General features: G+C 71.8%; 24 protein-coding genes and 1 tRNA gene. 4 read left to right on the top strand and 21 right to left on the bottom strand.

Translation table 11 applies throughout. The features are described from left to right. Positions 1-24 precede the first annotated feature (24 nt). The 8 genes from ABD998_RS13980 to ABD998_RS13945 all read right to left on the bottom strand — a co-directional run bounded on the left by ABD998_RS13980 (position 25) and on the right by ABD998_RS13945 (position 10,286). Positions 25-690: a TetR/AcrR family transcriptional regulator gene (locus tag ABD998_RS13980; RefSeq protein ID WP_345440250.1), complete on the bottom strand. Its 666-nt coding sequence runs from the start codon at positions 688-690 to the stop codon at positions 25-27. 60 nt (positions 691-750) lie between these two features. Beyond that, positions 751-824: transfer RNA gene (locus ABD998_RS13975), tRNA-Met, on the bottom strand. A 119-nt stretch (positions 825-943) separates the two neighbouring features. Beyond that, positions 944-1,633, bottom strand: a complete 690-nt coding sequence (locus ABD998_RS13970; protein WP_345440247.1) for a hypothetical protein — start codon at positions 1,631-1,633, stop codon at positions 944-946. 64 nt (positions 1,634-1,697) lie between these two features. Continuing rightward, entirely contained in the window at positions 1,698-4,100 is a 2,403-nt protein-coding gene (locus ABD998_RS13965; protein WP_345440244.1) for a glycoside hydrolase family 2 TIM barrel-domain containing protein, read from the bottom strand. A gap of 12 nt (positions 4,101-4,112) precedes the next feature. Continuing rightward, positions 4,113-5,417, bottom strand: coding sequence for an MFS transporter (locus ABD998_RS13960; RefSeq protein ID WP_345440241.1), 1,305 nt, complete (start codon positions 5,415-5,417; stop codon positions 4,113-4,115). Next, positions 5,407-6,105 carry a TetR/AcrR family transcriptional regulator gene (locus ABD998_RS13955; RefSeq protein ID WP_345440238.1) on the bottom strand — a complete coding sequence of 233 codons (699 nt, stop codon included), beginning with the start codon at positions 6,103-6,105 and terminating at the stop codon, positions 5,407-5,409. The genes ABD998_RS13960 and ABD998_RS13955 overlap by 11 nt, the downstream gene beginning before the upstream one ends. A 145-nt stretch (positions 6,106-6,250) precedes the next feature. Continuing rightward, on the bottom strand, positions 6,251-7,528 hold the full coding sequence (locus tag ABD998_RS13950) for an MFS transporter (RefSeq protein ID WP_345440235.1): 1,278 nt from the start codon (positions 7,526-7,528) through the stop codon (positions 6,251-6,253). Between the two features lie 43 nt (positions 7,529-7,571). After that, on the bottom strand, positions 7,572-10,286 hold the full coding sequence (locus tag ABD998_RS13945; RefSeq protein ID WP_345440233.1) for a family 78 glycoside hydrolase catalytic domain: 2,715 nt from the start codon (positions 10,284-10,286) through the stop codon (positions 7,572-7,574). A gap of 110 nt (positions 10,287-10,396) precedes the next feature. Here ABD998_RS13945 and ABD998_RS13940 point away from each other — a divergent pair, with 110 nt between their 5' ends. Next, positions 10,397-11,032, top strand: a complete 636-nt coding sequence (locus ABD998_RS13940; protein WP_345440230.1) for a TetR/AcrR family transcriptional regulator — start codon at positions 10,397-10,399, stop codon at positions 11,030-11,032. A gap of 5 nt (positions 11,033-11,037) precedes the next feature. On the opposite strand, the gene ABD998_RS13935 is transcribed toward ABD998_RS13940, so the two are convergent. Further along, entirely contained in the window at positions 11,038-12,222 is a 1,185-nt protein-coding gene (locus ABD998_RS13935; protein ID WP_345440227.1) for an MFS transporter, read from the bottom strand. A 61-nt stretch (positions 12,223-12,283) separates the two neighbouring features. Further along, positions 12,284-12,880, bottom strand: a complete 597-nt coding sequence (locus ABD998_RS13930) for a GntR family transcriptional regulator (RefSeq protein ID WP_345440224.1) — start codon at positions 12,878-12,880, stop codon at positions 12,284-12,286. Positions 12,881-13,138: 258 nt separating this feature from the next. Between ABD998_RS13930 and ABD998_RS13925 the strand changes: the two genes are divergently transcribed. Then, complete coding sequence (locus ABD998_RS13925; protein WP_345440221.1) at positions 13,139-13,507, top strand: glyoxalase superfamily protein; 369 nt, start codon at positions 13,139-13,141, stop codon at positions 13,505-13,507. Between the two features lie 14 nt (positions 13,508-13,521). Here ABD998_RS13925 and ABD998_RS13920 read toward each other — a convergent pair whose 3' ends face one another. From ABD998_RS13920 to hxlB, 4 genes are all read right to left on the bottom strand, one after another. Continuing rightward, positions 13,522-14,277, bottom strand: a complete 756-nt coding sequence (locus tag ABD998_RS13920) for an AAA family ATPase (protein ID WP_345440218.1) — start codon at positions 14,275-14,277, stop codon at positions 13,522-13,524. A gap of 32 nt (positions 14,278-14,309) precedes the next feature. After that, complete coding sequence (locus ABD998_RS13915; RefSeq protein WP_345440215.1) at positions 14,310-16,664, bottom strand: glycoside hydrolase family 65 protein; 2,355 nt, start codon at positions 16,662-16,664, stop codon at positions 14,310-14,312. A gap of 110 nt (positions 16,665-16,774) precedes the next feature. Continuing rightward, positions 16,775-17,401 (bottom strand): 3-hexulose-6-phosphate synthase, encoded by a 627-nt coding sequence (gene hxlA, locus ABD998_RS13910; RefSeq protein ID WP_345440212.1) that lies wholly within the window; start codon positions 17,399-17,401, stop codon positions 16,775-16,777. Between the two features lie 21 nt (positions 17,402-17,422). After that, complete coding sequence (hxlB, locus tag ABD998_RS13905; RefSeq protein WP_345440209.1) at positions 17,423-18,001, bottom strand: 6-phospho-3-hexuloisomerase; 579 nt, start codon at positions 17,999-18,001, stop codon at positions 17,423-17,425. Between the two features lie 93 nt (positions 18,002-18,094). On the opposite strand from hxlB, the gene ABD998_RS13900 reads away from it, so the two are divergent. Next, positions 18,095-19,351 carry a helix-turn-helix transcriptional regulator gene (locus ABD998_RS13900; protein WP_345440206.1) on the top strand — a complete coding sequence of 419 codons (1,257 nt, stop codon included), beginning with the start codon at positions 18,095-18,097 and terminating at the stop codon, positions 19,349-19,351. Between the two features lie 19 nt (positions 19,352-19,370). On the opposite strand, the gene ABD998_RS13895 is transcribed toward ABD998_RS13900, so the two are convergent. Genes ABD998_RS13895 through ABD998_RS13865 form a run of 7 tightly spaced genes read right to left on the bottom strand, consistent with a single transcriptional unit; the run spans position 19,371 to position 25,167 of the window. Further along, positions 19,371-20,672: a flavin-containing monooxygenase gene (locus tag ABD998_RS13895; RefSeq protein WP_345440203.1), complete on the bottom strand. Its 1,302-nt coding sequence runs from the start codon at positions 20,670-20,672 to the stop codon at positions 19,371-19,373. Between the two features lie 23 nt (positions 20,673-20,695). Then, positions 20,696-21,340 (bottom strand): amino acid ABC transporter permease, encoded by a 645-nt coding sequence (locus tag ABD998_RS13890; RefSeq protein ID WP_345440200.1) that lies wholly within the window; start codon positions 21,338-21,340, stop codon positions 20,696-20,698. Beyond that, on the bottom strand, positions 21,337-21,981 hold the full coding sequence (locus tag ABD998_RS13885) for an amino acid ABC transporter permease (RefSeq protein ID WP_345440197.1): 645 nt from the start codon (positions 21,979-21,981) through the stop codon (positions 21,337-21,339). The genes ABD998_RS13890 and ABD998_RS13885 overlap by 4 nt, the downstream gene beginning before the upstream one ends. Position 21,982: 1 nt before the next feature. Then, a complete protein-coding gene (locus ABD998_RS13880; RefSeq protein ID WP_345440194.1) occupies positions 21,983-22,768 on the bottom strand; it encodes an amino acid ABC transporter ATP-binding protein in 786 nt (261 codons plus the stop codon). 46 nt (positions 22,769-22,814) lie between these two features. Beyond that, positions 22,815-23,690 carry a substrate-binding periplasmic protein gene (locus tag ABD998_RS13875; protein ID WP_345440191.1) on the bottom strand — a complete coding sequence of 292 codons (876 nt, stop codon included), beginning with the start codon at positions 23,688-23,690 and terminating at the stop codon, positions 22,815-22,817. A gap of 44 nt (positions 23,691-23,734) precedes the next feature. Beyond that, entirely contained in the window at positions 23,735-24,466 is a 732-nt protein-coding gene (locus tag ABD998_RS13870) for an SDR family NAD(P)-dependent oxidoreductase (protein WP_345440188.1), read from the bottom strand. Beyond that, positions 24,463-25,167 (bottom strand): SDR family NAD(P)-dependent oxidoreductase, encoded by a 705-nt coding sequence (locus ABD998_RS13865; RefSeq protein WP_345440186.1) that lies wholly within the window; start codon positions 25,165-25,167, stop codon positions 24,463-24,465. The genes ABD998_RS13870 and ABD998_RS13865 overlap by 4 nt, the downstream gene beginning before the upstream one ends. Before the next feature lie 114 nt (positions 25,168-25,281). On the opposite strand from ABD998_RS13865, the gene ABD998_RS13860 reads away from it, so the two are divergent. Further along, entirely contained in the window at positions 25,282-26,217 is a 936-nt protein-coding gene (locus ABD998_RS13860; protein WP_345440184.1) for a LysR family transcriptional regulator, read from the top strand. Positions 26,218-26,266 lie beyond the last annotated feature (49 nt).

Below are 26,266 nucleotides of genomic sequence, written 5' to 3'. Positions count from 1 at the left end.
GGGAGAGGAGCACTCGCAAGCCGGTCAGTCGCGGCGCAGGAACGCGATGATCGTGACGGAGAGTCGCCCCGCGATGCCGTCTCGGTTCTCGAGCTCGACCGGCTGGTCGGCCCTGAGCGTGTTGAGGCTGAGACTGTGGGCGAGCACGCCGTTGACGAGCTGGAAGCACCACGCGAGGTCGTCGTCCGCGACGGCGATCCCCGCACGGTCGCACGCCTCGCGGAGCACGCGCACGAAGACCCCGCGCGCAGCCTGCTCCGATGCCCTCCCCTGCCGGCGGATCTCGGCGTCGCCGGTCGACACCCATGCGAGGTAGCGGAGGAGGTCGGCGCGCTCGGCGAGCGCGCGCACGTAGCCGCGCACCATCGCATCCGCGGCCGCCTCGAGAGACGGATGCCCTTCGGCCTCCGCCCCGATGGCGTCGAGCTCCGCATTGAGGCGCTCGAGCTCCTCGCGCTGCACGAGGCGCACGAGCTCGGCCTTGCCCTGCACGCGCGCGTAGATCGACCCGATGGAGACCCCGGCGGCCCGGCTGACGTCGGCGAGACGGAAGTCGACCGTATCGGGGTCGCACATGAGGTCGAGCGCGGCCTGCTTCACGCGGGAGAACGCGAGGGCGCTGCGTTTCTGCTTCGGCGCCGTCACGCCGTCGAGCTGCGCCTCCGCGCCCGTGATCTCGCCGCCGCCCACACACGACACCTTACGCGGGACGGGGAGAGCGCCCCGCCTCCCCTCAGGCGGGATCGTTCGACGCGACGGCAGGATTCGAACCTGCGAGCACCGGGGTATGAACCCGTTCCCTTCGACCTCTCGGGCACGTCGCGATGCAGCGAGGTTACGCGACCGGGCCGCCACCGCCATCCGCTGTGACGGCCCGTTGAGAACCGTGACGCCGTGCGTCACTCGCGGTGGGGGTATCGGAACGCCACATCGAGTGGCACAATCACGCGCGCGCCGACCCCGCGGAACGCGCCTGCACCGCCCGATAGGCCGGCTCGCGGAGATCGCGCGCCCACCGCGGCACCCGGAGACCCGCGGGACGGTTCCGGCCGACGTCGATGCGCAGGTCCATGTCGCCGGGCCCCGCGAACGGACGCAGCTCGAGGAGCGCGATCGGCTGCCACGCGCCCCCTGGCGTCGCCGCGCACAGTCCGAGCCGCCACGGCTCCCCGCGCAACGCGCGCGCCGTGCCGGGGAACGACGCCGGCAGCGCCCGGGGCGCGAGGGGACGGACACCGAGCACAACGCGCGACCCGTCGTCGGCGAGGTAGGGGAAGAGGGTCGTCAGCCATCCCGCGGCGGGCGACGACCTCAGCCTGAGCACGAAGCGCCCCAGGGACCCGCGACCCGTGGATGCGAACGCGAGGTCGACGTCGCGCTCGCCGTCGCCGATCCGGATGGCCAGACCCACGACGTCCGGCAGCGGCGCCGGGACGCCGATCGACCGCGACAGGCGCGCCGCGACGGGCAGCACCGCCCCGGCCGCGGACGCGGGCCATCCGCAGGCAGCCGGGTCGACGACCCGCATCGTGCCGGCGAGCGCGAGACCGCGGGTGTGGATGGGCCTGTCCCCCCGGACACGCTGCAGCGCGCGGAAGCCGACGGCGAGCGAACGACCGAGGAACCGGAGCATGAACCGATCGTCGCCCGCGCCGTCGCTCCTGTCGGGTCCCTTGACAGCGGCGGTCGGCGCGCCGTCAGCCCGCTCGCAGCGCGAGCACGACCTCCTCGTCTGCTGCACGCACGCGCACCGTGATGTCGCCCTCGCCGTCCGGTCGGACGACGGCGAGCGCGCGCCCGTCGAACGTGCGCCAGGTCGACGCGTCGAACCGCTCCGTCGTCGCGGGTCTCGCGCTGCACATCCCCGCGAGCACGCCTGACCCTTCGACGGTCACCTCGACGTCCGCCTCCGCGTCGGCCGCGAGCGCGCCGTCGGCGTCGCGCAACTCGATCGCGACGAACGCGAGGTCGGCGTCGCCGGCCGCCAGGTGCACGCGGTCGGCCGTCGCCGTGAGACGCGGCGTGCCCGCCGAGCGGATGGCCGTGCGCCCGACCTCGACGTCGCCGTCGTAGGCGACCGCCGTGAGCTCACCCGGTCGGTAGGTCGTGGAGACGACGGCGAGGCGGGGCCGCTCGGCGCCGACCTCGGCGCGACCGACCTCGGCGCCGTCGAGCAGCAGCACGACCCGATCGCCCGCGGCGTAGACCTCGACCTCGACGGGCGCGCCCTCGAAGCCGGTCCACGTCCACGACGACACGGAGTCGCTCCACGCCCACGGCGACGGGCTCACGACCTCGACCCCGTGACGCGACGGCCGCCGAACGGCGATGTAGGGCTCCGACCGCAGACCGTAGACGATCTCGCGGTAGTACGACACCGGCCGGCGCCATCCGGTGATGTCGAGGTCGCCCGACCACGCCGTGAGCCACGGGAACTCGCGCTCGAGCTGCCCGGAGGCGCCTGGGTCGTCGGCGTACTGCACGGAGCCGATCCCGACCTCGCCGAGGTAGTCCCAGCCGGTCCACGTGAAGTCGCCGATGACGTTGTCGTTCGCGACGACGAGCGGCCACAGCCTGCCGATCTGCGCGGCGAACGTCTCCGATCCGACGATGACCCGGTGGGGGTGGGCAACCGCGTCGGCGGCGTATCGCGCATCGGCGTAGTTCAGCCCGAGCACGTCGAGCACCGCGCTCGACTCCTCGATGCGGGCGCTCGCGGCATCGCTCGCCCCCACGGCGTTGAAGAGGTCGTCGCCTCCCGTCGCGGCCGCGTTGAGCCCGCCCAGCTCCTCGACGACCTGCGGCACCTCGTCGATGGCGGCGAGCAGGGCGTTCACGCCGTTCGTGATCGGCCGCGAGGGATCGAGCGCCCGGACGTGCTCGGCCATCCGCCGCGCCCAGCGGGCCCCGTGCGGCGTGCCGACCTCGGCGATCTCGTTGCCGAGGGAGTACAGGATGACGCTGGGATGGTTGCGGTCCTTCGCGACCATCGCCTCGAGATCGGCCGCCCACCACTGCGGGAACTCCGCCGCGTAGTCGTAGGGGGTCTTGAACCGCGTCCACATGTCGAACGCCTCGTCGACGACGAGCATGCCGAGCCGGTCGCAGGCGTCGAGCATCGCGACGGACACCGGGTTGTGCGACGCGCGGATGGCGTTGAATCCCGCGTCGCGCAGCAGCTCGATGCGGCGCTCCTCGGCGCGGCCGATCGCGGCGGCGCCGAGCGGGCCGTTGTCGTGGTGCACGCACGCGCCGCGCAGCAGGACGGGCTCGCCGTTGATGCGCAGGCCCTTGCGCGGGTCAACCGTGATCGTGCGGATGCCGAAACGCTGCTCGACGGCGTCGCCCCCGTCGACGATGCGCACCGACGAGCGGTACAGCGCGGGGTTCTCCGGCCCCCACAGCAGCGGATCGGCGATGAAGAAGCGCTGCCGGACGACGCCCGTCTCGCCGGGTGCGAGGGTGATCGGCGTCTCGTCGCGCTCGACGACCGCCCCGTCGGGCGCGACCACCTCCGAGCGGATGCGCACGGTGCGCGTCGTGCGCTCCGTGCTGCGCACGCTCGTCGCGTACTCGACGACCGCCTGGTCGTCCTCGATGCGCACGGTGCCGATGCGGACGCCGTCCGGCACGATGTGCACCGGCTCGTCCACGTGCAGCTGGACGGGGCGGTGGAGGCCCGCGCCGGAGTACCAGCGCGAGTCCTCCCCCGCGCGCACCTCGATGCGCAGCGTCGAGGTGCCTCCGAACCGCAGATACGGGGTGAGATCGACGAGGAAGCGGGCATAGCCGTCCGCCCTGTTGCCCGCCAGCTCGTCGTCGACGAAGACCTGCGCACGGCGGAACGCGCCCTGCACCTCGAGGGCGACCGTCCTGCCGCGCCACTCCTCCGGCACCTCGAACGTCTTGAGGTAGGTGTAGGCCCCGCGCGGGAAGTAGGCGCCCGCGCCTCGGCCGGGCGCGTCGGGCGTGCGCGCCTCGTCCCGCAGCGCGTCGTGGGGCAGTCGCACGGCGCGGGTCCCGGTCTCACCGAAGACGCCCGTGAAGGGCCCGACGGGCTCGCGCACCTGCCAGTCGGAGGTGAAGGGGATGACGGTCATGGGGGTCGCCTCTCAGCGCACGCTGCGGATGGGGATGATGAGCGCTCCGGCGAGCACGAGCATGATCATGCCCGCGATGAACCCCGCCTGGTATCCGCCCGTCGCGGTGACGATCACCGACATCACGACGGGGCCGAGGATCTGCCCGCCGGAGTTCGCGATGTTGAGGATGCCGAGGTCCTTCGCGGCCGACTCCTTGTCGGGCAGGACGTCGACGTTGAGCGCCTGATCCACCGAGTTGAACACGCCGCCGCCGACGCCCGCGAACACGGCGTAGGCGATCATGGCCCACGCCGCCGGCACGAGGAACGGGAACAGCATGCCCACCGCGACGATGAGGGCGGCCGTCACGACGAAGGGCTTCCGGCGGCCGAGACGATCGGAGATCGGTCCGGAGGCGAAGCCGAAGACGAGACCCGTGACGAGCGAGATCGTGCCGTTGACGGCGATGACCTCCGCGGTGCCGGCCTCATCGAGGCGGATGTAGTCCGTGAGGATGTAGAGCTGGTAGTTCGACACCGCGAAGGTGCCGGCCACGAGGAAGAACTTGCCGAACAGTGCGAGGTAGAAGTCGCGCGCGCCCTTCGTCGGCGGTCGGAAGCTGCGGACGAGGGCACCCGCGGTGACCCGGGTGCGCGCTGCATCGAGGTTCGACGTGCGCGGCGCGATCGCGACGAAGACGACGGCCGACAGCACGGTGGCGATCGTGAACAGGACGATGCCGGCGCCCGGGTCGCCGACGAAGCCGGCGGCCACGATCGACGCGCCGGTGGCGCCGACGAGCATCCCCACCCCGTAGATCGACGAGACGGTGCCGCGGTACTTCTCGGGCACGCGGTCGGCGATCTCGGCGACCATGGGCGCGATGATCGCGTTGAGCACCGTCATGTAGACGCACCACCAGAGGATGAGCGTCGGCACGGAGTCGGCGGTGCTGAAGGCGTACAGCGATGCGGCCGACGCGAGGGCGCCGCCGACGATCCACGGGGCGCGGGCGCCGAACCGCGTGCGGGTCGCGTCGGAGAGCGCGCCGAAGACGACGTTCGACACGAGCGAGAGGAGCGCACCCGCGATGCCCATCACGCTCACGAGCGCGACCTTGTCGTCGGGGGCGATCTGCGCGACGAGGGCGGGCATGAGCACGCCGATGCTTCCGACGTACGGAGCGATCCACAGGATCCCGCCCAGCAGCAGCGCCACCGCGAGGCGCCAGTTGAAGCGCGACAGCGAGGTGCCTGCGAGCGTGACGTTGCCCTCCGTGAGGCGGTCCTGGAGGGCGGGGGCGTTCGTCAGCCCGGGGGTCTGCTTATTCGACAACGTCGTCCTTCTTCTTCGTCGCGGGGATGGCGGGGAACGCCTCGTCGCGCACGACGAGACGCAGGTAGCGGGAGAGGGTCTCCGTGACGTCGCCGCCGGAGCCGTCGATGAGGCCGTGGAGCTGCGCGCCCTCCCAGAGGGCGAGGAACGACGACGCCGCGAACGCGGGATCGACGCCGTCGCGGAGAAGCCCCTCCGCGTCGAGCTCGGCGAACCACGCGGCGAAGCCCGTGCGCACCCGCGCGATGCGGTCGCGGAAGTAGTCGCCGAGAGGATGGTCGGGCGTCACCGACTCGGCGGCGAGCACGCTGTAGAGCTGGATCACGCCGGGGGTGGCGACATTGCTGCGCGCCAGGGCGAGGAACGCCTCCGGCACGTCGCGGAGGGACTGGGGATGCTCGGCTTCGATGAGCTCGTCCGCGCGGCGGTCGCGCTCCTCCATGACCGCGAGCAGGAGCGCGGCCTTGGTGGGGTAGTGATGGAGGATGCTCGTCTGATCCATCCCCACGCGCTCGGCGATCTCGCGCATCGAGCCGGCGCGGTAGCCGCGGGTGGCGAAGACGTCCATGGCCGCGCTCAGGATGGCCTCGCGCGTCAGCACCGTCTTCCGGTACGGCCCTCGTCGACCGGGCGTCGTCGGCTCCTCGCTCGCCAGCACCGAGACCGAGGGGAATGCGGGTACCAGCATCATCGCCTCCGAAATTCACAACACCGTTGGTTTTTCAGAGCGTACGAGACGACGGGCGAAAATCCAAACGCCCATGGGATTTGTCCGCCGCCGGACGCGCGACGCCGTGCAGGCGTCGCGCGTCCGGTGGCGAGGGCGCGTCAGCTCACCGGACTCCCTTGATGGGCAGGATGAGGAGCGCTCCGAGGACCGCGGCCGCGGTGCCCGCGAGGAACAGGCTCGTGAAGTTCTGCGGGTTCGCCGCGCTCGCGCCGATCGCGAGCAGGGCGGGCGCGACGGCGGGGACGATCGACGACGGCAGCGAGCTCGCGAGGTTCATGATGCCGAGGTCCTTGGCGGGGTTCTGCGGGTCGGGCAGCACCTCCATGATCAGCGCGTAGTCGACGGCGAAGTAGACGCCCTGCCCGATGCCGATGATGGCGAGGGCGACGAGGAACATCGCGTACGTCGTCGCGGTCGCGACCACGCCCAGGCCGACGGCGAAGACGATCGCCGAGGCGATGACGAACGGCTTGCGGCGCCCGACGCGGTCGGAGAGCTTGGCGAGCAGCGGCGCGAACACCATCGACAGCCCGGTCGAGATGACGCCGCCGATGAGGATGGACGTGCCGACCGTCAGCGGATCGATGTGGTGCACCATGATCAGGTAGAACGCCTGATAGGCGTTGACCGCGGCGACGCCGAAGAAGATCATGAGGCGGCTCCACCACGCCCAGCCGTACGCCGCGTGGCGGAACGGGTTCACCCAGAACGTGCCGAGGAACTCGCGCGCCGAGAACGACGGCCGCTGATCGCGTGTGATCGCCTCGTCCGACACGGCGAGGGCGAGGGCGAGCACGGCCGCGACGGCGACGCCCGACGGCAGCAGGATCATGGCGACGAGGTTCGGCTGCATGAGGGTGGCGAGGAGGATCCCGAGCAGAGCGCCGATCGGCGCGCCGAGCCCGAGCATGGCCGACGCCGGGCCGCGATGCTCCGCAGCGACCTGATCGGGGACGAGCGCCGTCGCGCCGACGAGCGCGCTCACGAACCCGAGGGTCGTGATGACGTACCCCGCCGTGAGCACCGGCACCGTCGATGCGACGACCGTGACGGCGGCGCCTGCGGCGAAGAGCGCCGCACCCGTGAACAGGTACGGGCGGCGGCGCCCGATGCGGGCGAGCGTGCGGTCGCTCAGCCGCCCGATCACGGGATAGCCGACGAGCGAGAACAGGCTGCCGATGCCGACGACGATCGACAGCACCGTCGTCGCGCCCTCGGCGTCGATCTCCGAGGCCTTCAGGGACAGTGTGAGGATGGCCATCGCGAGCAGCGCGCCGTTGGCGGATGCGACGGCGGCGGCGAGCAGGAGGAGGAAGCCGAGCTTCGGCTTCCCCTGCGCTCCGACGGATGTCCGATGGACGGATGTGACGATGCGGGACACGGGTGTTCTCCTTTGAACGAACGGGTGAGAAGGGAGGGGCGGGTCAGAGGGCGATCGCCGGTGCGAGGTCGACGACGGGGATGGCGTTGCGCCCCGGCGCGAGCGGGACGGAGCGGTCGGCGAGGACGAGCTGCGCGTCGACTCCGAAGGGGATGTCGACATGGATGCTCGCCGGCTCCGCGCGACGCTCCCAGCGGACCGCGATCGGCCCGTAGGGGGTGTCGACCGCGGCATCGACGACGTCGAGCCCGCAGGCGAGATCCGGTTCGATGCGGGCCGTCCGCCAGCCCGGGGACGTCGGTGCGATGCCGGCCAGCCTGCGGAACAGCCAGTCGTCGACGCAGCCGAACGCGTAGTGGTTGAAAGACATCTCGCGGATCGTGCCATCCGGGGCGACGCCATCCCAGGTCTCCCAGATCGTGGTCGCCCCGTTGTCGACCTCGTAGAGCCACGAGGGGGCCTCGGCCTGCCAGAGCACGACACGGGCGAGGTCGCGATGACCGCTGTCCCACAGCGCGTCGAGCAGGTAGGGCATCGACAGGAATCCCGTGTCGAGCCGGCCGCCGTTCGCGCGCACGAGGTGCGCGAGCCGGTCGCCGGCGGCCCGCCGTCGTCCCGGAGGGAGCATGTCGAGACCGAGCGCGAGCGCGTACATCCCCTGCAGCTCGACAGGCAGCGAGCCGTCGTCGCCGACGTACTCGGCGACGAACGCGGCACGCACCCGCGCGGCGCGGTCGCCGAGCTCCGCCTGCATCACCGGTTCGCGCAGGACGCCGGCGATGCGTGCGGCGAGCGTGAGGCTGTGCGCCTGGAACATCGGCGCGACCAGCTCCGAGGTGAGCGCCGGGGCGATGCCGATCGCTTCGTGGGTCGGCCTGCCCGCCATCGTCGAGGGAGTCAGCCAGTCGCCGAAGTGCTCGCCCGTGTTGTAGAGCAGCGCCTGTCGCCGACGGCGCTCGGAGGCGAGCTCGACTGCCTGCAGCGACGGAGGCAGCTCTTCCGCGGCGGTGCGAGTCTGATAGTCGATCCACGCGAGCATCGCGGGGAGGTTCTCCTCGAGGATCCGGACGTCTCCCGTGCGTTCGTACAGCGTCCACGGCACGGCGACGATCGCGTCGCTCCACCCCGCCGCGGCGACGATGGATCCGAAGCCCTGCCCCGTCTCGGCTGCTTCCTCGTCGAAGGGCGAGCGCGGGGAGAAGATCGGCACGCGCCCGTCGGGGAGCTGGTCCGCCCGGAGGTTGTCGAGCCATCGGGAGATGAAGGGGAGCACTCTCGCGTTGTTCGTCGCGGCGGGGGCGAAGACCTGCATCTCTCCCGTCCATCCGGCCCGTTCGCGCTGAGGGCAGTCGGTCGGCACCGAGAGGAAGTTCCCCCGCTGACTCCAGACGACGTTCTCGTGGAGGCGGTTCAGGCGGGCGTCCGACGTCGTGAACCTGCCCGTGTACTCGAGATCGCTGGCGATCACGACCGCTACGGCGTCGTCCGTCTGCACGCGGTCGAGCCCGCGGATGCGTGCGTACCGGAAGCCATGGAACGTGAACTCCGGCTCCCACACCGCCGCGGCGCCGTCGGAGACGTAGACGTCGGTCTGCTCCTTGTTGATGCCCACGATGTTCGCGAACCAGTTCTCGTCCGCGTCGAGCGTCTCGGTGTGCTCGATGCGGACCTCGGAACCCGCATCGACGACCGGGATGCTCAGGCGCACGCGTCCGGCGATCACCTGCCCGAAGTCGACGATCCATCCCTCCGGCGTCGGGGTCGTCGACACGGCCGGCAGCTCGGCGACCCGTCGGATCGGCTCGCCTCGGAACGGGACGAGTCGCGCGACGTCCGCGCCGCGGTCGACGACGGGCGCCCATCCGCTGTCGTCGAACGAGCTCGACGTCCAGTCGAGCGCGCGACGTGCGTCGTACTTCTCGCCCACGAACAGATCCGCATAGCTCCAGGGCCCGGGCGCGCTCCGGCTCCGGGCGCTCGAGCGGATGACGTCGCGGCGGCCGTCCTCGAACGCGAGATGGAGCTCCCAGGTGAGCGCCGTGCGGTCGCCGAACTGCGCGCTGGATCCCGTGAGGCCGATGCGCCCTGCCCACCATCCATCGGCCAGGGCGACCGCGAGGACGTTCTCGCCCGGCACGAGGTCCGCCCCGACGTCGTAGGTCTGCACGCTGATGCGGCGTCCGTAGCTGTCGTAGCCCGGGGCGAGCACCTCGTCACCGACAGCGGCACCGCCCAGCCAGGCGGAGTACACGCCCTCCGCCGTCATGAGGAGACGCGCCCTGACGGGCGTCTCTGCGAGTGTGAACGCCTGCCGGATCAGCTGGACAGGGCGAAGGCGGTCCTCCGGATCGGAGTCCGGCCCCGCGCCGCGGATCCAGTCCTGCAGCGTCCACCGCTCCACCAGCGCATGCTCCTGCACGGGCTGGATCCACGAGGCGCCCCACCGTGTCAGATCGGGGGCTGTGCCGAATTCCGACCGGCCGACCAGGGCGTCCCGCTCCCCCGACCAGCTCGTCACCTGCCACCGGTAGTCCTCGAGGGCGGTGAGCGGCGTTCCCGCGTACGCGATGAGCGACGTCTCGGCGCTCTGCACACGACCCGAGTCCCACACCGTCTCGCCCGCGCTGTCGGAGACCTCGATGCGGTAGGCGGTCTGCCCGTGGTCGGCGATCCACGAGAACCGCGGCGCATCGGCGTCGACCGCTCTCGGTCGGATCGCGTGCTCCACGCGCAGTTGACGGCAGCGGTGCTCGGCCATGACGTGCTCCTTCGCAGGCGCCGGTCGGGACGTGGCGCACCTGGAGCCTAGACGGCGAAAACCTTAGGTGCAAGTTTTTCGGGTGGCGACCATCGCTCTACCCTGGTCGGGTGGGAGAAGGCGGATCCAAGCGGGGCCCCTATGCGGTGGGGGTCGAACGACGTCAGCGGATCCTCGCCGTCGCCGCCCGGCGCTTCTCGGACGCCGGCTACTCCCAGACGTCCCTCGCGGAGATCGCTCGCGAGGTCGGGGTGACCACGCCGGGCCTCACCCACCACTTCCCGACCAAGCAGCATCTCCTCCTCGCGATCGTCGAACACCGGTTCGACGTCGCCCAGCAGATCGCGGAAGCCGCCGAGGGAGAGCCGGATGGCACGCGCACGCTGCGACTGCTGCAGTCCATCGCCGACACGTTCGCCGCCGACCCCGGGCTGATCGACCTCTTCGTGCTCGTCTCCGCGGAGACCGCGGACCCCTCCAGCCCCGCCCACGAGCTCTTCGCCCGGCGCTACGAGCGGGTGGTCGAGGACATCGCCGGACTGTTCGACGCGGAAGCCGAGGCGGGCGCGCTGCGGCGCGACATCGACTACCGCGCCCTCGCCCGCGAGTGCATCGCGGTCAGCGACGGCCTCCAGCTCCAGTGGGTGGTGACCGGTGGGAGGATCGACTTCTCCGCCCTCATCCGGAACCACCTCGACCGGATCGCCCCTGCCATCGCGGCCCGACGGGCGCGCCCCTCCGGCTGACCGGCTCAGCGGCGCGCGGACATCCGCTCGGCCGGGGTGCGGGCGGCGGGAGCGAGGAAGATCGCGACGGCGACCAGAGCGAGGACGACGATCATGGCCGCGCGCAGCCCGTAGTGCTCGCCGAGCACTCCCAGGACGGGCGGGCCCACGAGGAACGCGATGTAGCCGATCGTCGCCGCGAACGACACACGCGCCGCGGTCTCGGACGGGTCACCCGAGTCGCCCGCCGCCGAGAGCGCGACGGGGAAGCCGAGCGAGGCGCCGATCCCCCACAGGATGACGGCGGCGGCGGCCCCGACCTGGCTGTCGACGAAGATCACGACGGCGAGCCCGATCGCCCCGAGGAGCGCGCTGCCGCCGAGCACGGCGGCACGGCCAAAGCGGTCGACGAACCACCCGCCGACGAAGCGGCCGAGCGTCATCGCCGCCGCGAACACCGCGTAGACGGCGGCGGCGAGCGCCTCGTCGAAGCCGTGGCCGTCGACCATGAGGATCGGCAGCCAGTCGTTGGCGCTCCCCTCGGCCATCGCGAGAGCGAGGATGACCCCGCCGACGAGCAGCAGTCCGGGGTCCTTCCACACGGCCGGCCGCGGTGCCCGCTCCGCCGTCCCGACGCTCCGCCCGTTTCCGCCGGGGATGGCCCGGACGGCGGCGACGAGCACGACGGCGATGAGGGCGCCCACGACGACGAGGTGGATCCAGACGGGGAAGGCGACAGCGGTGAGGAGCATCCCGACGACGGCGCCGACGACCGTCCCGAGGCTGAAGAAGCCGTGCATGAGCGGCATCACCGAGCGGCCGATGGCGCGCTCGACCTCGGCGCCCTCGACATTGAGCGCGACCTCTCCCCCGCCCATCCCGAGCCCGAAGAGACCGAGGCCGATGGCGACGACGACGCCGTCCCCGAGGAACGCTCCCGCGCCCACCGTCGCGACGCCGAGCGCTGCGCTCGCCGTGCCCGCGGCGATGACGATGCGCGTGCCGAGGCGCGCGACGAGCACGGCGGAGCTGAGGATGCCGATCATCGACCCGATCGACAACCCGAAGAGGATGTAGCCCATCTGGTCGGTGCGCGCCCCGACCAGCTCGCGCACCTCGGGCGTGCGGGTGACCCACGAGGCGATGCCGATTCCGGGCAGGAAGAACAGGACGAAGAGCGCGTTGCGGCGCCGGAGGATGCTGCGGGTCACGGAAGTGCGCTCTCGGATCGAAGGGATGCGTACAAGCGTACAGATCCGCTCGACCCGGGCGTCAGCCGCAGATCCCGCGCACGGCGCGTGCGGCGCGCTCGGGGTCCTTCGCGTCGAGGGCGTCGGCGAGCGCCGACTGCCGGCGGCGAACGGGCACGACCCCGTCGCGCAGGTGGTACCGGATGGTCCGCTCGGTGTCGCGCCAGATGCGCGCGAGAGGGTCGTTCCCCGCGAGCTCCACCAGGTCGGCCGCAAGCGCGCGCAGCGTCTCGAGGAGCTCGTCCCCCGCCTCGGCCTCGCGGAGATCGGAGGAGTGCGCCGCGAGCCGGTCGGCACCCTCGACCACGGGCAGCGCCATCCAGAGCATCATGCCGAGGAGGTTGGCGAGCAGCTGACGCGCGTCCTCCCGTGTCTTCGCCGTGACGTGCGCGACCCGCGTCCAGCGGCTCGGCTCGATCTCGACGAGACCGTCGGCCGCGAGCCTCACGCACGCCTCGCGCACGGGCATCCGCGAAATCCCGAGCTGGTCGGCCAGGCCGGCGAGGTCGAGCGTCTCCCCCTCGGCGAATCGGCCGGACAGGATCTCCTCCGCGAGCCTCTCGTGGGCGGCATCGGCGAGGGTCGTCGTGGGGCGCTGAGCGACGGCAGTGAGGGGCATGCGGATCTTCCGGGCAGGTGGCTGCGATCGCGCCTCCAGCCCCCGTGCAGAGCACCCCGGCGACGCTGATCACACGGGCGTCGGGTCCGCCCGCCCGGGAAGTATATGCGCGCGAAAGCACTTCGCCGCTCTCAGGAACGGCCCTTGACGGGGGAATACCGGATGTGATTCGCGGCCGCCCGACGAGGGCGGGCGCAGAAGCCCGTTCCGCGGAAGGCCGATCCGCCGTAGGTTCGGGGCGAGAGAGAAGAGGCCCTCATGGATTTCCGCATCGAGCTCGTCTTCGTCCCCGTCTCCGACACCGACCGCGCCGTCGCGTTCTACGGCGACACCCTCGGCTGGAACATCGACCACGATCAGCGCGTGCACGACGCGCTGCGGTTCGTGCAGGTCACGCCGCCTGGGTCGGCGTGCTCGATCGCGTTCGGCGACGGCATCTCGGGCGACGAACCCGGCACGCTGCGCAACGTGCAGCTCGTCGTCGACGACGCGGATGCCGCGCTCGCCTACCTGACCGAGCGCGGCATCGAGGCCGACGGCGTCGACGAGCAGCCCTGGGGCCGCTTCGTGCGCTTCGCAGACCCCGACGGCAACGCCTGGGTGCTGCAGCAGCTCGTCCGCGGCTGACGGCCGGCGCCTGCTCAGCCGAGCAGGTGCCGGAGGTATCGCGGCGGGCTGTCGAGGAACGAGCGCCAGTGGTGCACGAGCTCGAGGTCCTCCCACTCCGCCGGCCGGACGCCCCACTCCCCGACCTCGAGGATGCGGGCACCCGGCAACGCGGCGAGCACGGGAGAGTGGGTCGCGCACAGCACCTGGCCTCCCTCCTGCGCGATGCGCTGGAGCACGGCGATGAGGGTCAGCGTGGAGGAGAACGACAGGGCGGCCTCTGGCTCGTCGAGGCAGTAGAAGCCCGGCTCGTCGAAACGGCTGTCGAGCAGCGCGAGGAACGACTCCCCGTGGCTCATCTCATGGAACGGCGTATCGGGCACCCCCGTCGAGGGGTTCTCCTCGAGGTACGTGTAGAACGAGTGCATCGTCTCGGCGCGGAGGAAGAAGCCCCATCTGCTCGCGCCGATGCCGCGGCGCACGTGGATCCAATCCGACAGCGGCGACTCCGTCGGGCGCGTGCTGTGCATCGCCTGGCGCGATCCGCCCTCGGGCGAGAGGCCGTAGGCGATCGCGATCCCCTCCACGATCGTCGACTTCCCGCTGCCGTTCTCGCCGACGAGGAACGTCACGCCGGGGTCGAGCTCGAGGCCGTCGCGCAGCAGCTGTCGCACGGCCGGGATACTCGCCGGCCACCGCCGTCCGGGCACCGGTGCGTCGTCGGCCGCCCGCACCGACACGATCGGCTGCTCCCGCCGTCGGCGGCTTCCCGGCGTCCAGATCGACTCCATCGGGCCTCCTCGCCCAGCAGGCTAACGTGCCGTCACCCCGCGAGCGCGTCGCGGAACCCGCGCGGCTCGCGACCGGGCGGCGGAGACGGCGCCGGCCCCGTCTCCCGCAGCGGCGGTGTCGCCGCCTCGATCGGCCGCTCGGGTTCGACGACGATCGGCTCGCCGAAGTGGCGCACCGTGAGAGGGACGCCGCCGCCCGTCAGCCGGTAGACGGTGCGGTCGGCCTCGACCTCGAGCCGCAGGGTGCGTCCCTGCACGCGGATGCCGAAGGCGAGCAGGTCGACGTCGGGCGGCAGCCGCGGGGCGAAGGCGATCCCGTCGGCCCCGTCGCGGAACCCGCCGAACCCCGCGACCACGGCCATCCACACGCCGGCGAGGGCGGCGAGGTGGACGCCGAGCGCGGTATCGCCCTGCAGGTCGTCGAGGTCGATGAGCGCCGTCTCGGCGAGGTAGTCCGCTGCCCGCTCCAGGTACCCGAGCTCCGCCGCGATCACGGACTGCGCAGCGGCCGACAGCGATGAATCGCGCACCGTGAGCGGCTCGTAGTAGGCGAACGCAGCCGCCTTCTCCTCCGGCGTGAAGGCGTCGTGCGCGAACACGAGCGCCAGCACGAGATCCGCCTGCTTGACGACCTGCGTGCGGTACAGCTCGACATAGGGGTGGTTGTCCTGCAACGGGTACGGATCGCGCGCGGCGAAGTCCCACCGCTTCCGATCGGTGAAACCCGCCGACTGCGCGTGCACGCCGCGGCTCTCGTCGAACGGGACCGCCATGTCGCCGGCCGCGGAGCGCCACCTGCTCGACTCGTCCTCGCCCACCCCGAGCGCGCCCGCGGCGGCGGGATGACGCTCCGCCGCGTCGGCTGCGCCGGCGAGGTTCCGCGCGGCGAGCAGGTTCGTGTAGACGTTGTCGTCGACGAGCGCGGAGTACTCATCCGGCCCCGTGACGCCGTCGATGTGGAATCGCCCGTCGGCACCGCGGTGCCCGAGCGACATCCACAGCCGTGCCGTCTCGACGAGCAGCTCCAGGGCGATGTCGCGTTCGAACGCGGCGTCGCCCGTCGCCTGCACGTGGTGCATCGCGGCGGCCGCGATGTCGGCGCCGACGTGGAATGCCGCGGTGCTCGCCGGCCAGTAGCCGGACGACTCCGTCCCGTCGATCGTCCGCCAGGGGAAGGCGGCCCCCGCCAGACGCAGCTGCCGCGCCCGCGCCCGCGCGGCGTCGAGCCCCGCGTGGCGCCATCGGAGCGCCTGCGCGGCGGCGTCTGGCGCGGTCGCCGTCAGCACGGGGAGCACGAACGCCTCGAAGTCCCAGAACGTGTGCCCCTGGTAGCCCGCCCCCGTGAGTCCCTTGCCGGGGACCGATCGGCTCTCGATCCGCGCGGACGCCTGGAAGACATGGAACAGCGCGAACCGCACGGCCTGCTGAAGACGGGGCTGCCCGTCGACGACGACGTCGGCGCACTGCCAGTAGTCGTCGAGCGCCGCGCGCTGCCCGGCGACGAGGTCTCCCCATCCGGCTCGCGCCGCGTCGGCGACGGCGCCCTCCGCCCGATCGCGCAGCGCGTCCGGCGCGGCGTCGGCCGACCAGGCGTGCCCGACGAGCTTCACGACCTCGAGATGCTCGCCCGCACCCAGGCGGATGGCGATGGTGGTGCGGGCGAGGTCGGGCGACGTCTCGACGCGCTGATCGACAGCGGGCGAGACGACGTGGTCCATCGCGACGGCGACCGCGATCCCGCTGCGCCGCGTGCGGTGCACGAGTGTCGCGGTCGTTCCGATCGCATGGTGGTCGACGCTCACGAACGGCCGATCGAGGGCCGCCTGCACCCGGTCGTCGGGGTGGAGCCCCGGGATCGGCTCGTTCGCGGCCAGCTCCGACAGCAGCGTGACCGATGCGGCGCCGTCGACTGCTGTCACGGTGTAGCGCACCGCGGCGACGGCCCGATGGGCGTAGGAGACGAGACGCGTCGACGCGATGCGCACGGTGCGGCCTGCCGGCGACGTCCACGTGACGTCGCGGTGCAGGACCCCGCCCCGCAGATCGAGCCGCTGCTCGTGCACGGCGAGCTCGCCGCTGCCGACGTCGAACGGCTCGTCGTCGACGAGCAGCCGGATGATGCGGCCGTCGGCCACGTTGACGACGCTCTGCCCTTCCTCGGGATACCCGTAGCCGTCCTCCGCATACGGCATGGGATGGGCCTCGTGCACGCCGTTGAGGAAGGCCCCGGTCGTGCCCAGGGGCTCGCCCTCGTCGAGGGAGCCGCGCCATCCGATGTGCCCGTTCGACAGGGCAAACACCGACTCGCGGTGCCCCATCCGCTCGGCGTCGACGCCGGAGAGGCCGACGCTCCAGGGGGCGATGTCGAAGGGCAGCGGCCGCGTCATGCCATCCGACGCTACGGCCGGCGGCGGATGGCCGCACGCCGTTGACAGCGGACCGGGGGCGCGGTTATGCGCCCCCGGTCGCGCCCGGCAGAGCCATCCGTCGCCGATGCTCAGACGAGGGCGGCCTTCAGCTGCTCCGCCGCCGCGCCGGGGTCTGCCGCCCCGTAGATCGCCCCGCCCGCGACCGCGACGCGGGCACCGGCGGAGCGGACCGCGTCGATCGTGGCGGGGCCGACGCCGCCCGCCACTGAGAACGGCACATCCGACGCCGTGCCGGCCGCGAGGAGGGTGTCGAGGCTGAATCCGGGCTGCGCCTGCTCGTCGAGGCCCGCGTGGAACTCCACGAACTCGGCGCCGAGGGCGTGCACCTCGCGGGCGCGAGCCGCTTTGTCGGCGACGCCGATGAGGTCGACGACGACGCCCTTGCCCTTCTCCTTCGCCACGGCGACGGCACCGGCGATCGTGGAGTCGTCGGCCGTCCCGAGCACCGTGATGAGGTCGGCACCCGCGTCGAACGCGATCTGCGCCTCGAGCGCACCCGCGTCGGCCGTCTTGAGGTCGGCGAACACGGTCTTGTCGGGGTGCGCGTCCTTCACGGCGCGGATGACCGAGAGGCCCTCGTGCTTGATGAGGGGCGTCCCGAGTTCGATGATGTCGACGTGAGGCGCCACGCGGCCCGCGAGGTCGAGCGCGGCGTCGGTGGTGAGGAGGTCGATCGCGACCTGCAGCTTGGTCATGGGGGTTCCTTTCAACGGGGGTCATTCGAGGTTCGCGTGACGGGTCCACAGCTCCTCGGCAGAGGTGCCCGACGCCATCCAGAGCGCATGGAAGAGCGCGTCGCCCACGACGAGCACGGCCTGCTCGAAGAGGCTGCCGGCGTACTGGCGCGACGCGCTGCCGCCATGATCTGTCTTCACCGCGGCCGGCACGGCGACTACGACGTCGGAGGCGGACGCGAGCGGCGACCCCGGAGCGGCCGTGAGCGCCACGATGCGCACGCCGAGGGAGGCGGCCTTCTCGGTCGACCGCACGACCGAGGCGGTCGTGCCCGAGCCGGAGGCCACGACGAGCACGTCGCCCGGCCGCACCGCGGGCGCGGTCGTCTCGCCGACGACGTGCGTCTCGATCCCGAGGTGCATGAGCCGCATCGCGAGCGCACGGAGCGCGATGCCCGAGCGACCCAGCCCGAAGACGAACACGCGATCTGCCCCGGCGACTGCCCTCGCCGCCGATGCGACCGCCGAGGGCTCCACTGCGGCGAGCGCCGCAGCCAGCTCCTGCCGGGCGAGCAGAAGCCCCGCCCGCACGTCCGGTTCGGCGATCTCGACGGCATCCATGAGGACGATCCTGCGGGACCGACGGATGGCGCGGCACCACCCGACACGGTCGATCCACTACCCGAACGGGTGGGCGGAACGTACGCTGGCGCGATGGAGACCACCATCCCGCGCGTCGCCGTCGAACTCCTCCGCGCGTTCGGAGACGTCGCCACCGCACCGCTCCTCGGCGTCGCCGAGAAGCTCAGCGACGGCCTGCGCGCCATGCTCCCCCACCGGGCGCTCGTGATCTTCACGGAGGACTGCACGGGGCGTCCGCAGAAGAAGGCCGGCGACGCGGGGATCACGGAAGCCGTGACCATCCACGAGATGGCCGACGTGCGCCGGCGCCTGCGAGCGGGAGACCCCGTGCGCACCGCCGTGATCGCCGGCGCCGAACGCGACGTGCGCGCGTGGGAGGCGTCGACCGGCGCGGTCCTCGTCCTCTGCGACGCCGATTCCCCGGCGGACGCGGCCGTCGACGAGCTCGTGGAGACCGTCTGGGAGACGACGGCCCTGCACATCCGGCAGCTCGTCGGCCATGCCGACCCGTCGCAGCCCATCGAATCGCGCGCGGTGTCGGCGGAGCGCGTGCGCGTGACGACCGAGCTCACCGAGCGCCACGCCACCGACCTCGAGTCGTTCCTCGCGGTGCTGCGCGGCCGCGCCATAGACGACCGCCGGGCGCGCACCGCCGTCGCCGACCTCGTCGCCGACGCCCTCGTGCGCACGAAGACGGCGAGCGATGTGCTCCTCACCGTGTCGGAGGAGCAGGTCGCGGGAGCCTTCCGGCGGCTGCGTGCGGACCTGCGCCCGCTCACGCAGTACGGGCGGCTCGACATCGAGTTCGTCGAGCCGCCCGCCGACGGGCGCGCCCTCCCTGGCGAGGTCGCGCACGCTGCGCGCGCGATCGTCCGCAGCGCCGTGCTCGCCATGAATGATCAGGACGACATCACGCGCGTGCGGGTGCAGTGGGACTGCGACGGCCGCAATCTGCTCGTCAACGTGCGAGATGACGGACGCGGCGGGGTCGACGCCGACGCGCCGGCGCTGCACATGGCGCAGGCGAAGGCCGCATCGCTGGGAGGCGGCGCCGAGCTCACCCGCGTGCCCGGATGGGGGTCCGAGCTCGACGTGCGGCTGCCGCTCGACCCGCCATCGCCCGTCGACGTCGCCGAGTGGGGGCTGGCCCCGCGGGAGGACGAGGTGCTGCGCCTGCTCGCGCAGGGGCGGCGCAACCGCCAGATCGCCGAGGCGCTCTCGCTCAGCGAGAACACCGTGAAGTTCCATCTCGCGCGGGTCTACCGCAAGCTCGGGGTGGGCACGCGCGCCGAGGCGGTCGCCCTCGCGGTCGGCGCAGGGCTCGCCTGAGCCCCGCGCCGCCTCTCGGTCAGCCCGCCGTCACCGCCCCCACCGGCTCGCCCGTGCGCGCGGCCGCGAATGCGTCGAGGAGCCGGTGGGTGTCGTCGAGCTGCTCGTTCCACACCGCGCGCACGATGTCGATGCGATCCTCCGCCTCCTGCAGCCCGGCGAGATAGCCGGCGACCGGGGCGAATCCGCCCGACCGCTCGTGCAGTTCCATCATGCGCAGGGCGAGCTTCGTCTGCACGCCGTAGACCGGGATCTGCGGGCCGCGTGGCGCGGCCATCCCGATGTAGTAGAGCTTCTCCAGCCCCTGCGGGACGACGCCAGCGCCGTAGCGCAGCGGTGCGCCCCGTCGGCGCTGCACGAGGGCGTCGTCGAGGAACGGGAAGCTGGAGTGGAAGCCGGTCGCCCACAGGATCGTGTCGTACTCCTTCTCCGTGCCGTCCTCGAATCGCACGAGACGGCCGTCGATGGCATCGATGCCCGGCCGGATCGCGACGCGCCCGTGCTGGACCCAGTACAGGAGCAGGCTGTTGACCACGGTCGCACCGTCGGCGAGAGTCCTGTGCTCCGGGCGCGGCATCCCGGGGTAGGCGTCCCACTCCCCGATCGACACGCGTGCGAGGAGTCTCGCGATGAGATCCTGCTCATCCGGGGCGAACTGCGCCATCCACGGCACCTCCTGACGGGGGACGCCGAAGTACGACTTCGGCTGGAAGTAGGTGCCTCTGCGGATGACGATGTCGACATCGAGCCGGTGCTGTGCGGCGTCGACCGCGAGGTCGCACCCCGAGTTGCCCGCGCCGACGACGAGAACGCGGTCGCCCTCGATGTCGGACGTGCTCCGGTAGGAGCCGGAGTGCACCTGCCGGCCGGTGAAGGACGACGCGATATCGGGAATCCGCTGGTCCCACAGGTGCCCGTTCGCCACGAGCACGCCGTCGTATCGGAGGGACTCCCCCGTGTCGAGTGTCACGGTCCAGCCGTCGGACCCGACCGGGCCGTCGGCGGCCACGGGGACGACCGAGCGGACCTCGACGCCGAACCGGATGACGTCGTACAGGCCGTGGTGCCGTGCGTACGACTCGAGGTACTCGCGCACCTGGTCGCGCCGCGGGAAGTGCGGATAGTGCTCGGGCATCGGGAACCCCTCGAACTGCGTCATGTCGCGCGAGGTGATGAGGTGCAGCGCGTCGTAGTCGGTGTGCCAGTGGCCCCCGACCCGATCGGTCTTCTCGTAGCAGTCGACGTCGTGGCCGGCGGCGCGCAGAGCCGCGAGGGCGGAGATGCCGGCGGCGCCGGCCCCGATGACGCAATAGCGGGTCATGTGATGTTCCTTCTGACGGTGTTTCAGTGGGAGCCACGCGCGAGCCTGCGCTCGACCGCGACGGAGAGCCAGGTGGCGGGTACGGCGATCGCGGCGAACACGAGGCCGGTGACGGCGTACACGGCGAGGTACTCGAACGTGATCGTGCTCACCTGGTATGCCTGGCTCATGAGCTCGTTCACCGAGATCGAGTAGGCCAGCGATGTCGCCTGGAAGGACATGATCGCGAGGCCCATGAGCGGCGGGATGGCGGACCGGAGTCCCTGCGGCAGCACGATGCGGAGGAAGGACGTCGTCACGGTCAGCCCGAGCGCCGAGGCCGCCTCGCTCTGGCCCCGGGCCACGGACTGGATGCCGCCTCGGAAGATCTCCGACGAGTACGCCGCCGCCGTGAAGGTGAGGCCGACGACGGCTGCGGCGAAGTTCTCGAAGAGCACGCCGATGGCCGGCAGCCCGAAGTAGACGATGTAGAGGACCACGAGCGCGGGGATGCCGCGCCCGATCTCGACCACGATCAGCGCGGGCCATCGCAGCCATCCGCGCCGCGACGTCGTGCCGAGCGAGAGCAGCAGGCCGAGCGCGAAGCCCAGCGCGACCGACAGCACGGTGAGCTGGAGACTGACGAGCAGCCCTTCCCCCAGACGGGGCAGGTAGTCGACGAGGGTCATCGCACGTCCTTCCGGAAGCGGGCGTCGAGCCGGCGAGCGGCGATCGCGACGGGAACGCTCACCACGAGGTACACGCCGGCCGCGAGGAAGAACGGGACGATGCCGGCCGTCGTCGGGTTCTGGCGCGCGAACATCGTCGCGGCGAACACCATGTCGGCCACGCCGATCGTCGAGGCGATCGACGAGTCCTTGAGGAGCGACAGGAGGTAGGTCGTGAGCGAGGGCAGCGCGGTGCGCACGGCCTGCGGTGCGAGCACCATCGCGAACGACGTCCGCCGCGTGAGCCCGAGGGCGGCGGCCGCCTCGCTCTGCCCGCGCGGCACCATGGCGAAGCCGCCGCGGTACATCTCCGCGATGTAGGCGCTCGAGATGATCCCGAGCCCGAGGATGGCCGCGGTGAGGGCATCCAGGCGGATCGTGCCGATCGAGACGCCGAAGTAGAGGAGGAAGAGCCACACGATGGGCGGGATCCCGCGGACGAGGTCGACCGCGAACCGCATGACGAGAGCGAGCGGGCGGAACCTCGATCGGAGCGCGAGCAGGACGGGGATGCCGACGACGAGGCCGATCGAGAACGCGGCGGCGGTGACGAGGAGCGTGAGAGGGAGGCCGAGCAGGACGGCGGCGAGCGCGTCGGCCACGTCAGCGCTCCAGGACGGCGCTCAGGAACCGCCGCGTGCGCTCCTGCTGCGGGTCGGCCATGATGGCGCGGGGATCGCCCTCCTCGATGATGTGCCCGTCCGCCATGACGACCAGGTGGTCGCCGACGTCGCGCGCGAACTGCATCTCGTGCGTCACGACGATCATCGTCATGCCGGCGTCGGCGAGCTCGCGCATGACGGCGAGCACCTCCACGCCGACCTCCGGATCGAGAGCGCTCGTCGGCTCGTCGAAGAGCATGGCGCGGGGGCCCAGGGCGAGCGCCCTGGCGATGGCGATGCGCTGCTGCTGCCCGCCCGAGCACCGCCCGGGGTGCTGGTGCGCCTTCTCCTTCAGCCCCACGCGCTCGAGCAGGGTGAGCGCGCGCGCCTCGGCCTCCTCCCTGCTTCGTCCGAGGACCTTCTCCTGGGGGAAGGCGACGTTCCGCAGAACCGTGAAGTGGGGGAACAGGTTGAACGACTGGAAGACCATCCCGACCTGCCGCCGGAGCGCGAGCAGCTCGCTCTCGCGCACGCGACGACCGGCCTCGATGGTCTGCGAGCCGACGGTGATGGTGCCGCGGTCGGGGGTCTCGAGCATGTTCACACAGCGCAGCAGCGTGCTCTTGCCCGAGCCGGACGGCCCGATCAGCGCCGTGACGCTGCCCGGACGCACCGACACCGAGATGTCGTCCAGCACGAGGTTGCTGCCGAAGCTCTTGGAGAGGCCGGCGATCTCGACGCCGGCCGTGGCGGTCTCGTTGACCTGGGTGAAAGGACTCGCGTTCATGATGTCTCCTGTCCGGAGCGCGCCGCGGGCGGTGCGCTCCGGTCGGTCAGCGGATGGAGCCGGCCGCGACGTCGGCCGGGATGAGGAGGTCGGCGGGGAGGTCGTAGTCGGCCAGCAGCTCGGCGAGAGTGCCGTCCTCGCGGTAGCCGTCGATGAGCTCGCTCAGGGCGTCGGACAGCGCGGTGTTCTCCTTCGCGACGGGGAAGGCGATGGTCGGCTTCTCGGTCGTGATCGCGATCCTGTCGTCCTCCGCAGCCTGCTCCACGACGAGGTCGGTGTCTGCGTAGGCGGCGACGGCGACGGCGTACCCGTCGAGGGCCGCCTGGATGCGGCCGCTCGCGAGATCCTGCTTCATCTCGATCGTGCCGGGGTAGACCTTCAGGTCCGATCCGAGCACGGCGCTCATGTCCGCCTCCCACGAGAAGCCCGCCCCGCTCCCGACGGCGCCGATCTCCTCGAGCTCGTCGACGGTGGTGGCGCCGTCGGCGGAGACGATGCCCATCGAGTCGTAGAAGGTCGGCGAGGTGAATCCGACCTGCTCCGCACGCGCCTCCGTCACGTACCAGCCTCCCGTGATGATGTCGGCGCGCTTCTGCTCGCTGATCATGGGGACGCCGTTGGCGTAGGTGATCGGCACGAAGGAGACGGCGAAGCACTCGGCATCGGCCATCCGCTTCACGAGGTCGATCTCGAGGCCCGACGCATCCGACCCCGACGTCTGCGTGTAGGGGAGGTTCTCGGGGACGCCGACCGTGAGCGTGCCGTCGGTGTACGTGTCGAGCCCCTCGTGGACGGGCTCGCACCCGTCGGCGACGGCGGTCGCGGCGGGTCCGCCGGCGGAGCTGCACGATGCGAGGAGCGCGACGGCGGAGACGGCCGCCGTGACGACGAGAGAACGGCGGAGGAAGGTGGGGAGGGACATGGTCGATCCAATCGGGGGATGAGGGTGATGCTCTCGGGTGGAGGTCAGACGGCGGTGAGGCCGCCGTCGAGCGGGAACACGGCGCCGGTGGCGAACGACGATGCGGGCGACAGGAGGTAGTCGACGAGCGGCGAGACCTCTTCGGGTCGCGCACGTCGCCCGAGCGGCGCCGATGCGCTCGAGCCGCCCGCGGGCTCGTCGTCGTTCATGGCGGTCGAGACGCCGCCGGGGCAGATGGCGTTGACGCGCACCGCCGGCGCGAGCTCCGCGGCCGCGGCGCGGGTGAGCCCGATGAGGGCGGCCTTCGATGCCGAGTAGGCGGCGTAGCCCGCTGTACCGACGAGCGCGGCGGTGGAGGAGATGTTCACGATGGATCCGCCGCCGCTCGCCGTCATGACGGGAGCGAAGGTGCGGATCCCGAGGAACGCGCCGTGCACGTTGATGCGGTCGTGGAGCCGCCACATGTCCATCGTCGTGTCGGCGATCGGGGCGTACCGCAGGACGCCCGCGTTGTTCACGAGGCCGCGGACACGGACCCGCGCCTCGGCGAGGGCGGCGGCGAGCGCGACCCACGACTCCTCGTCGGCCACGTCGAGGTGGTGGTACTCGGCCCGTGCGCCGCTGGCGCGGAGGACGGCCGCGGTGCGCTCGCCCTCGTCGTCGAGGACGTCCGTGAGGATGACGCGTGTGCCGGGGCGCCCGAGCAGGGCGGCGTGCGCGGCGCCCTGGCCGCGGGCGGCCCCCGTGATGATGACGGCATCGCCGGCGTGCGTCATCGGATGACATCCCCGCCGGAGAGCACGACGGTCTCGCCCGTCATGAACGCCGTGGTGTCGGGAGAGGACAGCAGCACCGTCCATCGTGCGATCTCCCCGGGCTGGGCCACGCGCCCGAGGGGGATGCCCGAGGCCGCGGCTTCCATGCGCCCCGTGGCGGCGTTCCCCGGTGTCGCGACCCAGCCGGGGGCGATGCCGTTCACGCGGATTCCCGCGGGAGCGAGCTCGAGCGCGAGCGACTTCGTGAGCATGACGACCGCCGCTTTGGACGCGCCGTACAGGAGCTGGCCGGGCGACACGGTGAACGCGTCGACGGAGGCGAAGTTCACGACGGTCGCGCCTTCGCCCATGCGCGGGCGCGCCGCGGCCACGACGTTGACGACGCCGAGGACGTTGATGTCGAAGATGCGGCGGTAGGTGGCCTCGTCGTAGCTCTCGAGCGTCGTCGGCGGATAGACGCCGGCGATGTTCGCGACGGCGTCGATGCGGTCGCCCGGAGCGAGCACCTCGTCGAGTGCGCGGGCCACGTCGTCGCGCGAGCGGACGTCGGCCACGACGGAGAGCACCCCGTCGTCGACCGCGGGAGCTGCGACGTCGATGCCGACGACGCGCCATCCCTCGGTGCGGAATGCCGTCGCGGTGGCGAGGCCCATGCCGGACGACGCGCCGGTGACGACGGCCGTGCGCGGGGGCTGATTCATGTGTGTCCTCCGGGTGAGTGGTGTTGAACGTCAAGTGAACTCATGCCGCCAGGACAGGGCAACGCTTGTTATCCGGGGTTGGACATAGGTGAAACCTTGAGCAAGGATGACGGGATGGCCCAGCCCACCATCCGCCAGCTGGAGTACTTCCTCTCCGCCGCTCGCAACGGGACGTTCGCGGCGGCCGCCGTCGAGAACCACATCGCCCAGCCGAGCCTGTCGGAGCAGATCGCTGTCCTCGAACGCACCCTCGAGGTGACCCTGTTCACGAGGACCTCACGCGGGCTCCTCCTCACCGACGCCGGCAAGCAGCTGATCCCCCTCGCCGAGAAGACGCTCGCCGACCTGCGCGAGTTCACCGACTGGAGCCGCCGCATCCGCTCGATCGAGGAGGGGACGGTGTCGTTCGGCACCTTCAACAGCGCGCACCTCTACCTCCTCACCGACCTCATCCGCGACTTCCATGCGCGGCACCCGCGCGTGCGCATCCAGGTGGTGGGCCTGAACTCCTCGGAGGTCGCCGACGCGGTGCGCGACGGACGGCTCGAAGCGGGTCTCGTGCAGCTGCCGGTCGACGACCGGGAGCTCACCCTCACGCCGTCGGTCTTCAGCGACCAGGCGGTGTACGTCTCGCGCGACCCGTCGCACACCGTCAAGCCGGTCGACATCGCGACGCTCGCGGAACGCCCGCTCATCCTCTCGGAGGCACGCTGGTCACAGGATGATCCGCTGCGCGTCTCCCTCCTCACCCGCGCCCAGCGCGACGGCATCGCGATCCACCCGATCGTCGAGGTCGAGTTCCAGACGCACGCCCTCGAGCTCGCCGCGCAGGGCATCGGCGACTCCCTCGTGTCCTACCACGTGGGTCGTCCGCTCATGGCGGCACGGGGCCTCACCTGGGCGCCCCTCGATCCCCCGATCATCGAGCACTACGCGTTCATCACCCGCCGGAACGCGGCGATCTCGCCCGCCACCGCGCAGTTCATGCGGCTCGCCCACCGTGTCCTCCAGCGCATCGCGGACGACTCTCCCTTCGCGGAGCGGGACTGAGGCCGCCTGCCCGCAGGGTCGGCGCGTGTCAAGCACGGGCGCCCACGGC

This window comes from Microbacterium gilvum (assembly GCF_039543865.1).
GTDB lineage: Bacteria > Actinomycetota > Actinomycetes > Actinomycetales > Microbacteriaceae > Microbacterium > Microbacterium gilvum.
This window is presented reverse-complemented; position numbering and strand designations above follow the sequence as displayed.